Annotated in this window: 10 protein-coding genes; 8 read left to right on the forward strand and 2 right to left on the reverse strand. The window is 70.0% G+C overall.

Annotated elements, in window-relative coordinates:
• Positions 1–252: 252 nt before the first annotated feature.
• Complete coding sequence (argJ, locus tag WMF29_RS15860) at positions 253–1,428, reverse strand: bifunctional glutamate N-acetyltransferase/amino-acid acetyltransferase ArgJ (RefSeq protein WP_437329634.1); 1,176 nt, start codon at positions 1,426–1,428, stop codon at positions 253–255.
• A gap of 125 nt (positions 1,429–1,553) precedes the next feature.
• On the opposite strand from argJ, the gene WMF29_RS15865 reads away from it, so the two are divergent.
• The 4 genes from WMF29_RS15865 to WMF29_RS15880 all read left to right on the forward strand — a co-directional run bounded on the left by WMF29_RS15865 (position 1,554) and on the right by WMF29_RS15880 (position 7,886).
• Positions 1,554–3,170 carry a hypothetical protein gene (locus WMF29_RS15865; RefSeq protein ID WP_437329635.1) on the forward strand — a complete coding sequence of 539 codons (1,617 nt, stop codon included), beginning with the start codon at positions 1,554–1,556 and terminating at the stop codon, positions 3,168–3,170.
• Between the two features lie 9 nt (positions 3,171–3,179).
• The gene (locus tag WMF29_RS15870) at positions 3,180–4,040 is read left to right on the forward strand and encodes a hypothetical protein (protein WP_437329636.1); all 861 of its coding nucleotides are present in this window, start codon (positions 3,180–3,182) and stop codon (positions 4,038–4,040) included.
• A gap of 167 nt (positions 4,041–4,207) precedes the next feature.
• A complete protein-coding gene (locus WMF29_RS15875; RefSeq protein ID WP_437329637.1) occupies positions 4,208–6,346 on the forward strand; it encodes a DUF2169 domain-containing protein in 2,139 nt (712 codons plus the stop codon).
• A gap of 79 nt (positions 6,347–6,425) precedes the next feature.
• Positions 6,426–7,886 (forward strand): serine/threonine-protein kinase, encoded by a 1,461-nt coding sequence (locus tag WMF29_RS15880; protein ID WP_437329638.1) that lies wholly within the window; start codon positions 6,426–6,428, stop codon positions 7,884–7,886.
• 103 nt (positions 7,887–7,989) lie between these two features.
• On the opposite strand, the gene WMF29_RS15885 is transcribed toward WMF29_RS15880, so the two are convergent.
• A complete protein-coding gene (locus WMF29_RS15885) occupies positions 7,990–9,474 on the reverse strand; it encodes an IS4 family transposase (RefSeq protein WP_437325635.1) in 1,485 nt (494 codons plus the stop codon).
• On the opposite strand from WMF29_RS15885, the gene WMF29_RS15890 reads away from it, so the two are divergent.
• The 4 genes from WMF29_RS15890 (at position 9,473) to WMF29_RS15905 (ending at position 13,669) form a co-directional block, all read left to right on the forward strand.
• Positions 9,473–9,727, forward strand: coding sequence for a hypothetical protein (locus tag WMF29_RS15890; protein WP_437329639.1), 255 nt, complete (start codon positions 9,473–9,475; stop codon positions 9,725–9,727). The two genes, WMF29_RS15885 and WMF29_RS15890, sit on opposite strands and share 2 nt — an antisense overlap.
• An 841-nt stretch (positions 9,728–10,568) precedes the next feature.
• Positions 10,569–11,102 carry a hypothetical protein gene (locus WMF29_RS15895; protein ID WP_437329640.1) on the forward strand — a complete coding sequence of 178 codons (534 nt, stop codon included), beginning with the start codon at positions 10,569–10,571 and terminating at the stop codon, positions 11,100–11,102.
• A gap of 566 nt (positions 11,103–11,668) precedes the next feature.
• Positions 11,669–11,956 (forward strand): hypothetical protein, encoded by a 288-nt coding sequence (locus WMF29_RS15900; RefSeq protein ID WP_437329641.1) that lies wholly within the window; start codon positions 11,669–11,671, stop codon positions 11,954–11,956.
• Positions 11,957–13,051: 1,095 nt separating this feature from the next.
• Positions 13,052–13,669, forward strand: coding sequence for a CAP domain-containing protein (locus WMF29_RS15905; protein ID WP_437329642.1), 618 nt, complete (start codon positions 13,052–13,054; stop codon positions 13,667–13,669).
• The last annotated feature ends 67 nt before the right edge of the window (positions 13,670–13,736 follow it).

Genomic DNA, 13,736 nt, shown 5'->3' on the forward strand with positions numbered 1-13,736 from the left:
ACGGGGCGGCAGGAGAGGAGGGCCGGGAAGCCCGACGAGGCGCTCATTTTGTGAACCCGCTTGTGAACCTGCGTTCACCTGCGCTCGTCGCGCGAGGTTCACTGATCCGCGGGGGGTCGCGCGGCGGCGAGGCGGGGGACGGCCGGCGCTCGAGGCCCGGGAGTGATGTGGAATGCCGCAGCAGGCGCTTCCGGTCAGGGCGAAGGCGCGGGGGCGCTCCTGCGAGCGGCCCGGCCGGTCACCCCGTGAGGATCAGGAGCGGTACCCCGCGTTCACGTCGACGTAGCCGTGTCCGAGATCGCTCGTGAGGTACGCGAAGTCGCCGGGGCCGCTGCCGAGCACGAGCTCGATGACGTAGGTGTCGCGCGCGAGCACCTCGTTGGCCTTGAGCTCGGCTTCCGCCCCGACCGGCGCGCCGTTCCGCACGATCGGGATCCCGCCGACGAGGATCTGGGCCTCGCGCGGGTCGAAGGGGACGCCGGCGCGGCCCGCGGCGGCGAGCAGCCGCCCCCAGTTCGCGTCCTTGCCGAACAGCGCTGTCTTCACGAGCATCGACGTGGCCACCGTGCGCGCGACGGCGCGCGCACCGTCGCGCGTCGCGAGCCCGCGGACGCGGATCTCGGCGACGTGCGTGCTGCCCTCGCCGTCGGCCACCATCGAGCGCGCGAGCTCGCCGCAGACCTCGGTGAGGCCCGCCGAGAGCTCGTCGCGCGAGACGCGGCGCTGGGACGCGCCGGAGGACAAGAGGAGCACCGTGTCGTTGGTGCTGGTGTCCCCGTCGACGCTGCACGCGTTGAACGTCACGTCGCACGAGGCCGCCAGCGCCTCGCTCGCCTCGCCGGCGTCGAGCACGGCGTCGGTGAACAGGAAGACGAGCATCGTCGCGTGGGGCGGGCCCACGTCGGGGTGGATCATCCCGGCGCCCTTGCCGATGCCGAGCAGCGTCGCGCCGGCGCCGAGCTTGCGCTGCGCGAGCTTCGGCCAGCGGTCCGTCGTGCAGATCGCCTGGGCGAAATCGAGGTAGCCCTTCGGCGACAGGCGCGCCGACAGCTCGGGGACACGCTCGATGATCCGGTGCGCGGGCAGGACGGCGCCGATCACGCCGGTCGAGGCGGGGAGCACCTCGTCCTCCGAGGCGCCGATGGACTCGGCGACGGCGCGCGTCGTATCGAGCGTCGCCTTCCACCCTGCCTCGCCCGTGCAGGCGTTCGCACACCCGCTGTTGGCGACGACGGCGCGAGCGCGCCCCGACCGGACGCGCTGCATGGCGATGTCCACGGGCGCCGCGCGCACGAGATTGCGCGTGAACATGCCGGCCACGACCGCCGGCTGATCGGCCACCGCGAGCGCGACATCGATGCGCCCGTCTTTCCGGATCCCGGCGCTGACGGCGCCGAAGCGAAAACCTGCAACTGGCTCGAAGCTCATGAGGGCGCGGAGTCTACGCACGAACGCGCGCCGGGAGAAAGCGACAAGCGGAGGGCAGGCGCCGCGGGGGATGAGACGCCCGGAGGCGGCCGAGCTGAGCGCGGCATTTGCAATGCTTCGCCTCGATGATCGCGGTCCGTATTGTCGACATCAAGGGCCTGTATCTGCCGGGCTTTCCCGACAGCACGGCGCCGCCGGGGACGACGCGGGCGGCTGGATACAAGCCCGGTTACAAGAGCCTCGATAACCGAGGACGCGTCTACATCAATCGAGATCTCGACGGGCAGTGGGCAAAGAATACGCAGCTCGTCGAGATCACCGTCGAGGTGACGAGCTCCGAGGGCGAGCTGCCAGAAGGAGCCCGGATCCGCTGGAGCGCGCGCGATCCCGACGATCCCTCGAATGAGCGGCCGGAGGTGCACCCGGACTGGGCTCCCACCCTCGACGAGAACGATTACGACGCCGCGGGGAACTATGTGGGGCCGGTCGAAGACGACAACGAGGGAACGCAGGACAGGGCGCCTGGCTGGGAAGAGGTGGAGGGCTATGCGCTGTCCGACGTGACGGAGACCAGCGCGAGCACGGCGATCGTCGGGAGGACGAGCAAGGTCCGGCGCCACATGACCGATATCGCCGGAGACAACCTGATCGTGAGCGCCGCGCTCGACGCCGCCGGCGGCGCCGAGGCGGCCGGCGACGAGACCGGGATCATGACGCTCTGGCGCCGGATCGACGTCGAGTACATCCGGATGGAGAGCGCGCCCCCGTTGCCCGTGGAGCAGGCGCCGGAGCACTTCGAGCCCGTCTTCACGCAGCTCGATTTCACCGAGGCGCGCGTGATCCAGGACCTGCAGCACATGGCGCTCTACGCGGACGCGCTCGGCGAGATGGCCTCGCGCTTCGTGAGCGAGCACTTCGAGCACGCCGGGGACCCTGGCTGGTTCTGCCTCATCGCCGCGCTCGAGCCGCACCCGGTGCCCGAGGTCCGGGGCGAGGTGCTTTTCTCCGGGAGCGTCACGATCCTGGACGGCGGCGAGGGCGAGCGGCGCAGCGAGTACGTGGAGATCCCTGGCACCCACCCGGACGCGAGCTACATCACGTTTCGCTGGGAAAGCTGGCAGATCAGCTTCTCGGTCGCGAGCGCGGCCATCCTCGACGACCCGCCGCGGACCCGCCTCTGGCTGGCGCCGCACGACATCCAGAGCCAGTTCACGGCGGGCGACGGGTCCCTGGCGCACGCGTACGAGAGGCGCCTCTTCTTCTTCCCGCGGGCCCGCCGCAGGGACGGGGCGTGGGAGCCCCCGGGCTACGGCATCCCCGCGAGCGCCGAGGTCGACGTGCGGGGCTCAGGGGCCGCCTATGTCGCCGGCATGAGCCCCACGATCGACGTCGGGCCGGCGAGGTACTTCGCCGGCAGGACCATCCTCTTCACCCATCACAGGGCGTGGTGGGATCCCGAGGCGGCGCAGCCCCGGCGCGGCTACGAGCAAGGCACGCTCCACACCATCGTCCACGAGCTCACGCACGCCTTCGGGATGCCGCACAAGTGCGGCTACTTCGATTACCGGACGCCGCGCCGGACGACGTGCTGCATGAACTACGGGTCCCACTGGATGGTGGACGCCGACCAGCAGCTCATCCCTGGGACCGACAGGCGGGTCGGCAACGACCTGTGCGGGCGCCACGTGAAGGAGACCCGGCGCGTGCGCCTCGAGAACAACAGGGGACTTCGATGGAGATGAGGGGCTGTCATGTCCGATGAACACACGCGGAGCGCCGGGGACCCGGTCGGCCCGCCTGGTCTGGTGCTCCGCTCGCTCGACCACGATCGCCGCTATGTGCTCGGCTTCCCCCTGCACGTGGCCATCACGCTGTGCGCCGATCGCCCTGGCGCCTGCATGCTGCGGTTACCGCGCCCGAGCTGGGCGGGTAACGCAGGCTCCATCGGCGTCCACCTCGCGCGGGCGGGCACCGGCGAGGAGGTCGTGAGGACCGAGCCCTCGCCGGTCGTGCTCCCTGAGCACGGCACGCCGGTGTTCCGCCTGTGCCCGGGCGAGTGCAGGCGCATGCTCATCGACGTCTCGTCGTACCTCCCGGCGGGGCTCGATCCCGGGCAGTACACGCTGGCGATCGTCTACGTCGGGCCGCCGAACCGCGCGGAGAGCGCGCCGGTGCCGATCGAGCTCGCGGCGCCGAGCCCCGAGGAGCAGCGCGAGCTCGGGCGCCTCGCGCCCGAGGCCGCCCGCGCGGGCTCCTGGGGCCGCTGGACGAGCCTCCCTCCGGACAGCGGCGCGGCGGTCACGGGCCGCGTGGAGCCGGGCGATCCGCTCCGCTTCGACAGCATCTTGCGTTATCTGCTGTACGGGCCGCAGCCGCTCGGCGACGTGGACCCGGCCATCCTCGACGTGCTCCGCGGCGTCTACGAGCCGGAGGCCCAGGCGCTCCGCGCCGAGATCTACGCCGCGCGGGGGGACACGGCGCGCTTCGCGGAGACGGCGGCGCTCATCCGGGCCGCTCACCCGGGGCTCGGCTGGTGGATCGAACAGATCGAGGCGGGGCAGAGCGAGATCGGCTTCGTCCGGGCGTGCCGGGCGAACCCGTGCGGCGGGTGAGCGGCGGCGCCGGTCCCCGTCTGCCAACGCCCTCGCCGCCGCGCCGGCTCCACACGCGGATCACGCGATTGCAACGCGATGGTCACCTTGAGCGGGTTCACTTGTCGCAGAGCGATGCGTGACGCGATGCGAGCGATGGCGAGGTGTTTCTACAAAAGGAGGCGGTCGTGAGCGCGCTGCCCCCCGACGCCGTGGCGTCGCTCCCGGGCGCGGAGGCCGCCGCCGTCTCGTGGCGCACGCAGGGCCAGCGCTACATCACGATCATCGTCAAGGCGAGCTTCGCGTTCACGCCGGGCGCGGCCATGTGGCGCACGGAGCCGCAGGAGATCTTCCGCGCCGAGGTGCATCACGCCAAGAACCCCGCGCGGAGCGTCCGGTTCACCGGCGATCTCGCGCCCTACCTGGGCCGCGCGGACGTGCTCTTCACGGGCGACGCGCACGCCCCTGACGGGGCGCACGTCGAGTCCTTGCCGGTGCGGCTCGCTGTCTTCGGCGCGAGCGGCTGCGCGCTCGACAAACGCCTCCTCGTCCGCGACAGGAAGCCGTTCCAGCGGATGCCCCTCGTGTACGAGAAGGCAGCGCGCGGCGCGAACGGGTTGGAGAACCCCTTCGGCATCGACGCGAGCGACGGCGAGGCCCGCGTCCTCGACCCGCAGGACCCCGCGCGGCCCGCGGGGCTCGGCCCGATCGCGCGCGCCTGGCCCGTGCGCAAGCGGCTGCTCGGCAAGACCCGGCGCGAGACGCTCGAGGGCCCGAACGCGGAGATCCCTGCCGGCTTCGACTGGTCGTACTTCCAGGCGGCGCCCCCGGACCAGCGGATCGACTATCTGCGCGGCGACGAGTGGATCGTGCTCGAGAATTTGCACCCGGCCGCTCGCCGGCTGGAGATGCGCCTGCCCCGGGCGCGCGGCATGGCGCGGATCCACGGGCTCGCCATGCCTCCTGCGACGGGGGGCGACGTCATCGAGCTCAACGCGGACACGCTCCGGATCGACGGCGCCGAGCAGCGCTGCACGGTCGTGTGGCGTCAGATCGTCCCCGTCGACGACGGCGCCCTCGCGGCCGTGCGGATCGTCGCCGGCGTCGCGGTCGACGGCGAGGAGCTCGCGTGGCCCGACCTGCGCCTCGGGCGGGCCTCGGGCGCTCCGGGAGCGGCTCCGGACGCGCTCCGGATCGGCCCGCAAGGGACCGTGCACATCGAGGACGCGCCCGGCGCGCCTGGCCCGGCGCGCCTTCGGGACGGGGATCCGGGGTGCACCATCCACCTCTCGGACGACGAGATCGAGATCATCGACCTGATCCAGCGCCCGTCGCCGCAGCAGACGGTCGCGCTCTCCGACGAGCAGGGCGAGGCGGCGGTGCGCGCGCTGGTGCTTCCGTTCGCGGCCGCGCCGGGATCGGCGAGGCAGAGCCGGCCCGAGCCGGCGCGACCGCTGATCGATGCCGCCGTGAGCGCGACGCTCGCCCTGTCGAGCGAGGAGGAGGTGCTCGTCGGCGAGCGGCCCGCGATCCCGTTCTTCTTCGACCCGAGGTCGGCGCCGCGCCTCGAGCTCAGGGCGCCGATCGTCGGCGCGCCCTGGTCCGGCGCCCTCGCTTCACCGGCGCCCGGCCCGTCCATCGGGCTCGCGACCCTCGCGCTGGAGGATGCTCCGCCGCCCGTCGAGGTGTTGCCGCCGCCCGTCGAGGTGTTGCCGCCGCCCGTCGAGTCTTCTTCTTACGCCGCCCCGGCCTCGGGCGTCCTCGTGCGTGAGCCCGAGCGACCTGCCGCGTCCCGCTTCTTTCACGTCCTCCGGCGCGAGGACGAATCGCCCTCCGGGCCGCTCCCGCCGCTCGGAGACGGCGAGGAGGTGAGCCTCGAGCGGTGCGCGATCATCACCGCGGAGCTCGCCGAGAAGCCTGTCCCCCGCGCCGACGTGCTCAAGGCGCACGGCCTGTCCGAGGCGCGCTGGGCAGAGGCCGAGCGGCGGTGGCGGGACTCGATGACGGAAGAGGCCAGGAGCCGCGAGCGGGCGCTCCGCGACAGGTTCGACGCGGCCTATGTCGGCGCGTGGGAAGCCGTCTGTGGCCCGCTGCATGCGGCCGATTATGCCCGGCTGATCGTCGCGACCGAGCGCAGCGGCGGCGCGGCGGCGCTCGGCGAGCGCGCGATCCGGCGCACCGTGTGGGTGCGCATCAAGCGGCTCTGGGCCAGGCGCCTCGCCGAAGATCCGCGCCTCAGAGCCCGCGTCGAGGCCGAGATCGCGAGGCTGCGCGAGGCGCCGCGCCAGCGCGCGCAGGGCGGCGCTCCCGCGGCGTACGCCGTCTGATCCGCGCTGCGCGCCGTGCCCCTTGACCGCGGCGCGCGGGGTTCCGAACATCATCGCTGGTGCAAGCGATGGTCCGTTCATGATCGACGCGTCGACGCTGGGCAAGGAGCTCGCGGGCCGGTACAGCGTGGAGGGGCTGCTCGGCGTGGGCTCGATGGGCGCCGTCTTCCGCGCGCGCCACCTCGCGCTCGCTCGGGTCGTGGCGATCAAGGTGCTCACCGGGCACACGGATCCGAACGCCGGGGAGCGGATGCTGCGCGAGGCGCGCATCTCGGCGCTCATCAAGTCGCCGCACGTGGTGAGCTGTTACGACTTCGGCTTCCTTTCGAGCCGATCGCCGTTCATGGTGATGGAATACGTGGGCGGCCCGTCGCTGGCCGCGCGGCTCCAGGGCGGGCCGCTGCCGCTCGACGATCTGCGGCGTTACATGCTCCACGCGGCGCGGGGGATGGCCGCCGCGACCGAGCTCGGCGTGATGCACCGCGACCTGAAGCCGTCGAACATGCTGATCGCGCCGTCAGGGGAGCTGAAGGTCGCCGACTTCGGCCTCGCGCGCCTGACCGCCACGACGGGGCCCACGGCGCTCCGGGAGCAGCCCCTCACCGCGATGGGGACCGTGCTTGGGACGCCGTTCTACATGGCGCCCGAGCAGGCGTGGAGCCCGCAGGAGAGCGACACGCGCGCGGACATCTACAGCTATGGCGCGTCGTTCTACCACGCGGCCACGGGCCAGCGGCCGTTCGAGGAGCAGGAGCTCCTGCCGCTCCTGCTCGCGCACCGGCAGGACATCCCGGCCCGGCCGCGGGCGCTCCGTCCCGAGCTCGACGAGGACGTGCAGGCCGTCCTGGAGCGCTGCCTGGCCAAGGACCCGAAGGACCGCTTCCAGTCGTTCGAGGAGATCGACACCGCCCTCGTGGGCGCCCAGAGCACCCGATGGGGGGACCCGCACGACCTGACGCTCCGCGTGTACATGGAGCAGTACAAGCGCTTCCGGCCCGCCCTCCTGTCGGGCGGCCCTGCGGGGCCGGTCACGGCCTTCCAGTTCCACGGGGACAGGACGCTCTCGATCGTGCGCGCGAACATCGCAGGCGTGTCGGCCGACGCGCTCGTGAGCGCGGACGACGGGCAGCTCACGATGTCGGGCGGCGTGGCGCTCGCCCTGAACCACGCGAGCGGCGGCGTGTGCCACATGGAGACGCGCAAGTACGTTCCCGTGCGTCACGGCGGGGTGGTGGTCAGCTCCGCTGGCAGGTTGAACGCGCGGTTCGTGTTCCACGCGATCACGCTCGACTGGGATCACGTGGCGACCTACAGGCCGACGCGCGACCTCATCCTGCGGCTCCTGGAAGGGTGCTTTTATCACGCGGACACGATGAAGCTCCGGAGCATGGCGCTGCCGCTGCTCGGGGCGGGGAGGGCGGGATTCTCGCCCGCCGAGTGCCTCGACACGATGGTCGAGTTCCTGGTGAAGGCGATGCTCCTCGGCGGGACCGGGCTGTCGCACGTGACGATCGTTCTGCGGGAGGGCGCTGGGGTCTGAGCGAGCGCCCTGTCGACAGGTAGCGCCGCGTCAGCGCCCCCGGCGATTACCAACGTGAACGTGAACGTGGTCGTGAACGTGGTCGTGGTCGTCTGAGGATTGATCACATTTCCCCCTTAGTTTTCGCTGTGTTGGCGACGGCGGCGTTCCAGCCCATCTCCAGCATGAGCAAGGTCTGCATTCCGCGCGCGAGCGTCAGCCAACCGGGGGGACCGTTGCGCTTGAGGTGTCCACCGAGACCGGCAACGGCGTAGAGCGCATCGACTACCGTCGCCCCCTGCGCCGGCAGCTTCTTGGGCTGGTGCTGGTGCAGCAGCTTCAGCTGCGTGGGGTTCAGGGCTCGTTCCGCGGGCGCGTTGGGCTCAAGGCGCGACAGAGAGCGCAGCAGCAGCATCTGCCACGCGATCGGGGCGAACAGCGCCAGCGCGTTCGTCAGGCTCCGGAAGCTCTCGAGCTGGCGCGTCTCGAGGGCGCAGCCGGTCTTGAGCGCCTTGAAGAACTCCTCGATGAGCCACCGTGCCCGGTAATGGTCGACGATCGCAGCGATCTGGTCGGGCGTGTCGACGGGCTCGTTGGTCGCCAGCACCCACGCGACCGGCTCTTCGCCCGCTGGCGTGTCGATCTCCTGCACACACACGATGTTGACTGCGAGCTCTTCGGCCAGCTCGGGCAGGTAGTACGGACGGCGCAGCGCCACGCGCCGGGCGCCGACGCCCAGCGTGGCCCTCCGCTCCGAGCGCTCGGGGTGCGCACGCTTGCTCGCAGGTACAGGGCCGGTGCGGCGTTGGGTGAGCACGACCTCGCGGCTAAGCCGGATCGGCAGCTCGACCAGCGCCTCGCTCAGCCGAAGCGGTGCGCTGTCGTCGAGCGATTCCTCCTCATCCTCGGCCAACTCCAACACGTTCCGATCCCGCGCCATGCGCACGACGAAGCGGTGGCCCTGCTCGACCATGGCGCACAGAAGCGGGTAGGCGTCGGCCTCGCGATCCATGATGTGCAGCAGCGACGTGCGGTCGCCCACGGCCTGCTCGGCCGCCTCCACCTGCCGCAGCCAGCGCGTCGATTCCTTGTCGGTCACGCGCGCATAGTCGCTGCCCGTCCTGTTCTTCTTGCGTGGGCTCTTGGACAGGGCGGAGGCTTTGCGGGCCCAGCAGGCCAGCCCCAGCAGTCCGAGCGGCTGGTTGATCGCGTCGGTGGCCACGGCGAGCGTCGCGTGCGCCAAAAAGCCCTGGGTGTGCTTGCCGTTGAGCGGGCCGAGCCCTTTGCGTGCGCCGTCGCCGTCGAAAGCGACCGCGGTGGTGTCATGCACCGCGCGAACCGTGTCGTGACCGGCCATCCGCTCGAGGGTCTGCTCGCTGTGGGCTTGCACCAGCGCACCATACGACACGCGCTTGTTGCCAAGGAGCCGGTAGAAGCCCTCCAGCTCTGCTTCTGTCTTCAGCGAGTCCGGGAAGCTCTCGCCCGGCGCGACGCTCAGCCGTGCCACCACCGCCCGGACCCGCTGATGCAGGCGCGCGTCGCCCAGCTGCACCGTCTCGAACTCGCGCACGAGCGACGGCGTCGCTTCCGGCACATCGGGATTTCCCATGACATTTCAGACGCTTGGCGGGTCCGAAACGGATCAAAAAAAGATGTGCGGGATCTTCAGTCGTGGTCGTGGTCGTGGTCGTGTCGTCGACGACACGATCGTGGACGTGAACGTTCCGCGAAAACCTTGGGCGACGATTGGGGACGTCTACGTTCACGACCGAGCCGTTGACGACCACGACCACGACCACGACCACGTTCACGACCACGACCACGTTGGTGACTTGCCGGGGGGGGCGGGCTTGGTGCCCTGAACGCGCTTGGTGAACCCCGATGAGGGAGAGGGGGCGCTCTCGCGGGCCTGTCGTCGGCCCGCGCCCGCACAGGCCGAGGCGGGGGATAACGCTCCATAACCGCGCGGCCGCCCGCCTGCGCCACCGTTGTGTGTCCTTGCTCACTATTGCGCGGCTCCTGCGCAGCTCAACCGGCCTCCTGCACGTCGATTCTGTGTCCTTCATCACTGAATGCCGCCTCCTGCGCAGCCATGGCTGCCTCCTGCGCAGCGCCGGCGGCGCTCCTGCGCAGCCATGGCTGCCTCCTGCGCAGCGCCGGCGGCGCTCCTGCGCAGCCATGGCTGCCTCCTGCGCAGCGCCGGCGGCGCTCCTGCGCAGCCATGGCTGCCTCCTGCGCAGCGCCGGCGGCGCTCCTGCGCAGCCATGGCTGCCTCCTGCGCAGCGCCGGCGGCGCTCCTGCGCGGCCATGGCCGCCTCCTGCGCAGCGCCGCTGGCTCTCCTGCGCAGCCACGGCCGCCTCCTGCGCAGCGCCGCTGGCTCTCCTGCGCGGCCTTGGCCTCGTCCTGCGCAGCGCCGCTAGATCTCCTGCGCGACTCTGGCTCTCTCCTGCGCAGTCTCTTCTGGTGCGTCCAACGAGATCGCCGCGGCGCCGCGGATTTCCGGACGCGTGCTGTTCGCCGACCACTCGGCTGAAGAAGACTCCCAGTCACATCACTGCCAGCACATCAGTGTACGCCCAGGACGGGTCCACTCCTGTCTCTTCGGATCACTCGCCGAGTTTCTGTTTGACGCCCAGATCCCACCAAGAACAATGGCGCGTGTCCCCATTCGGCGTGTCGCAGCTCGGCGAGGAGCCTTCACCATGTCGATGCGCTTCCACGGCAAGGTCGGCCTGCTTTGCGCTTGCAGCCTCGTCGCGGCCCCCGTCCCGGCGCTGGCGCTCGAGTTCAGCGGCGGTGTCAGCGTCGGTGGGATCCAGGTAGGGACCGAGCCCCGGCTCGCCGTGAGCCCCTTCATCGGGTGGCTGTGGCGCAGGACGGGCGACTTCCGGATCGAAGTCCACAACGTGCTCAGCGTCGTCCCAGGGGCAGGCGTCGGGGTCTACGATCGGACGGCGGTGACGCTCGGGTACACCACGAAGACCGGCAACGTCAGCCTCGGGCCGTCGCTGTCGGTCTACATGATGCAGGTGTGCGGCGCCGTGATCTGCGACCGCGTGATGGGGATCGCTCCGGGGGGCCGCGCCCAGTCCGACTGGTACTTCGCCGGTCGCCTGGGGGCGTCGACGAGCGTCAACGTGGACTGGGCCGGCGGGAGCAGCCGCGTCCTTCCTGGCAGCATGGTCCTGATGGTCACGGCTGGGCCTATCTGGAGGTTCGGGGGAGAGTCGAAATGAAGAGGCGGATCGTTCTTCTGGTGTTCGGTCTCACGGGGTGCAACTTCGACATGGGAGAGTGCTACGTCCGGGGTCATGGAACGGAGGGGGCCGGCGGGGGCATCATCACCCCTACTGGCGGGGTCGGAGGCTTCGGGTATGTCCCGCTACAGCCGCAGAACCACACCGGCTACGACGAGGATCCGTGCAGTGGCGGCTCACAGCTCGCCGAGTGCACGGTCACGTGGAAGGCTGGCTCGACTCAGTGCAAGAACTGGGGAGAGACAGGCGCCTGCACCTCGCTCTACCAGGGCGATCATGCGAGCCTGGACGAGGCCAAGGAGCGATGTGAGTATGCCAACGGGGTGCACCTCGGCTCGGGAGCGCAGTCGTGCGGCCCGTGCCGGTGGGTGAATGGCGCGAATGGGGATTGCAAGGAGCGCTGCAAGCTGAACTGTGACGCAATTCACGACGGCTGTCATGAGGACTGCACAAAACGCGATCCTACGTCAACGTGTCGCGCGAAGTGTAATGCCGACTATTCCAAGTGTCTTCGCAAATGCGAGGATAGCTGCAAGTGAGGTCCAATGCTTGAGCTGACCACGATCTTTACCCCAGTGGACGGTAGTCCGAAGCGGACCATCACGCTTCGAATCAGTGATGTGCGGCTCGATTCCGATGGCGTTACGTGGTCTGTTGCCGTGGAGATTCTCGGGTTCAAGGATGATGACAGGGTTCGGCTGAAACAGGTGGACTGGACACAGGCGATCGTGGATGGTGCCCAATTTGTCGCTCGGAGGGTCAACGACAAGGTCGAGAACGCGGGCGGCGGAACCCTCGACCCACCCATTTGGAACACGACATGGGGAACTTGAGCGAGTGGACGCGATGGTGGACACCAATGCTCGGTGCTGTGCGCTCGGGGCGGTGGTCGAGCTCGGCCATGTGGCCGGCGAGCTCTTCAGCATGGCCGGGGTGAGGTTCGCGAGCACGAGGCCGGATCGAGGTCGCCGTCGGCTTGGTCGAGCATGCCGGGGGGCGGCCGCGGGATCGACGGGGGCGCTGGTGAGGTCGGAGCGCGCCAGCGTCGCGCTACATGGCGCCCGAATCAGTCGCTACCTCAGAAATCGTGAAAAAGTGCTAGGGCTGAACAATGAGTTCTCATGCGGCCACAAGGGCGCTGGTGCGCACCCTCGAAATGACGCTGCCAGGCTGGAGCGATGTCCACGACATCGTTGTTCGCATCGGGCTTCCAGAGGACGATCCCCTTCCGGGCGGAAATTTTCGTGTGCTACCTCTACTGCGGGAAGTTGCCCCGGGTCAGCAGAAAAACCGCCAAGGCGCCGAGGCCGCCAAGAGAAGAGGGGGAGGGTCATCCCGGCATTCCCCCTCTTATTTCTCTGGTTTCTTGGCGCCCTTGGCGGTTTGGCGGTTCGCTTCTCAGGGCGACCTCCCGCAGTAGTGCTAGCCATCCGCCGCGGAGGGTCAGCGGGCGCGGGTCCTGCTCGGGGAGCAAGCGGAGCCGGAACTGCCGCCCGAGATAGATAAAGGACCGACTGTCCGCTCACGAACTCTCGCGCGCTGCTGGCGGGGGGCGGGAGCTGCTAAGAAATCTACACGGCGTCCGTCGACCTCAAGAGCTGTCCGTAACGAAGCGAGCGGTGGGAAGCGAAACTCGTCCAAATGCAGCGGAATTTTCGAACCCCTCGCGTCATCCTCCTTTTACTTGATCGGTTAGTCGTAGCAGCTCCACACTTGCAGGTATGCGTATCGCTTCCTTCAGCGTGCTCGCGTTCGCGTTCGCCTGCTCCAGCTCGCCAGACGAACCCGGCGGCTCGGGAGGCGCAGGGGGCGCCGCCGCGGGCGCCCCGGGCACGAGCGGCACTGGCGGCGTCACCCAACCAAACGGAGGCGCGACGAGCGCCGGCGGCAATGCGACGAATGGCGGCGCAACGACAGGAGGAGCCGCGATGGGCGGAGCGTCGACGGGCGGCATGCCAGCCGGCGGCTCCTCGGGAAGCGCGGGCACAGCGAGCGGCGGAGCGTCGGCAGGAGCTGGCGGAGCGAATGGCGGAGCCGGCGGGGCGAGTGGCGGAGCCGGCGGAGCGAGCGGCGGAACCGGCGGCGGCGGGGCCTGCGTCAAGGACCTCGCCTGCAAGCTGGACCCACCGCCGAGCACCGGCGACCTCGCGCAAGACTGCGTCGATCGCATCAACCAGTTCCTCACGCAGTGCGCTTGCCTGCCGGCGCTCAAGCGCCGCAAAGACGGCGAAGCCTGCGCCAACGAGATGGCGAAATACGACGCCGATCACAACATGTCTCACGCCGGCATCCAAGCAAAAATCTGTGAGCCCGGCGGCTCGCAAAACTCCTGCCCTGGCTACTCCTCCAACAGCAAAGTCATCGGCCTGTGCATGCAACAGATGTGGGACGAAGGCCCGCCACCCACCGCAAACTGCACCGGCGACTGCTACGAAATGTACGGCCACTTCATCAACATGACCGACGACTCCGTCACCCAAGTCGCCTGCGGCTTCTACACGACGAGCAGCGGCAAAGTCTGGGCCGTCCAAAACTTCACGCGCTGAGAGCGCGGGTGGGCGGGGCCTCGTTGCGGCGCGGGCGCAGTTACAAGGGAGGGACGAGCAGGCCGCG

Source organism: Sorangium sp. So ce381, from assembly GCF_051473845.1.
GTDB lineage: Bacteria > Myxococcota_A > Polyangia > Polyangiales > Polyangiaceae > Sorangium > Sorangium atrum.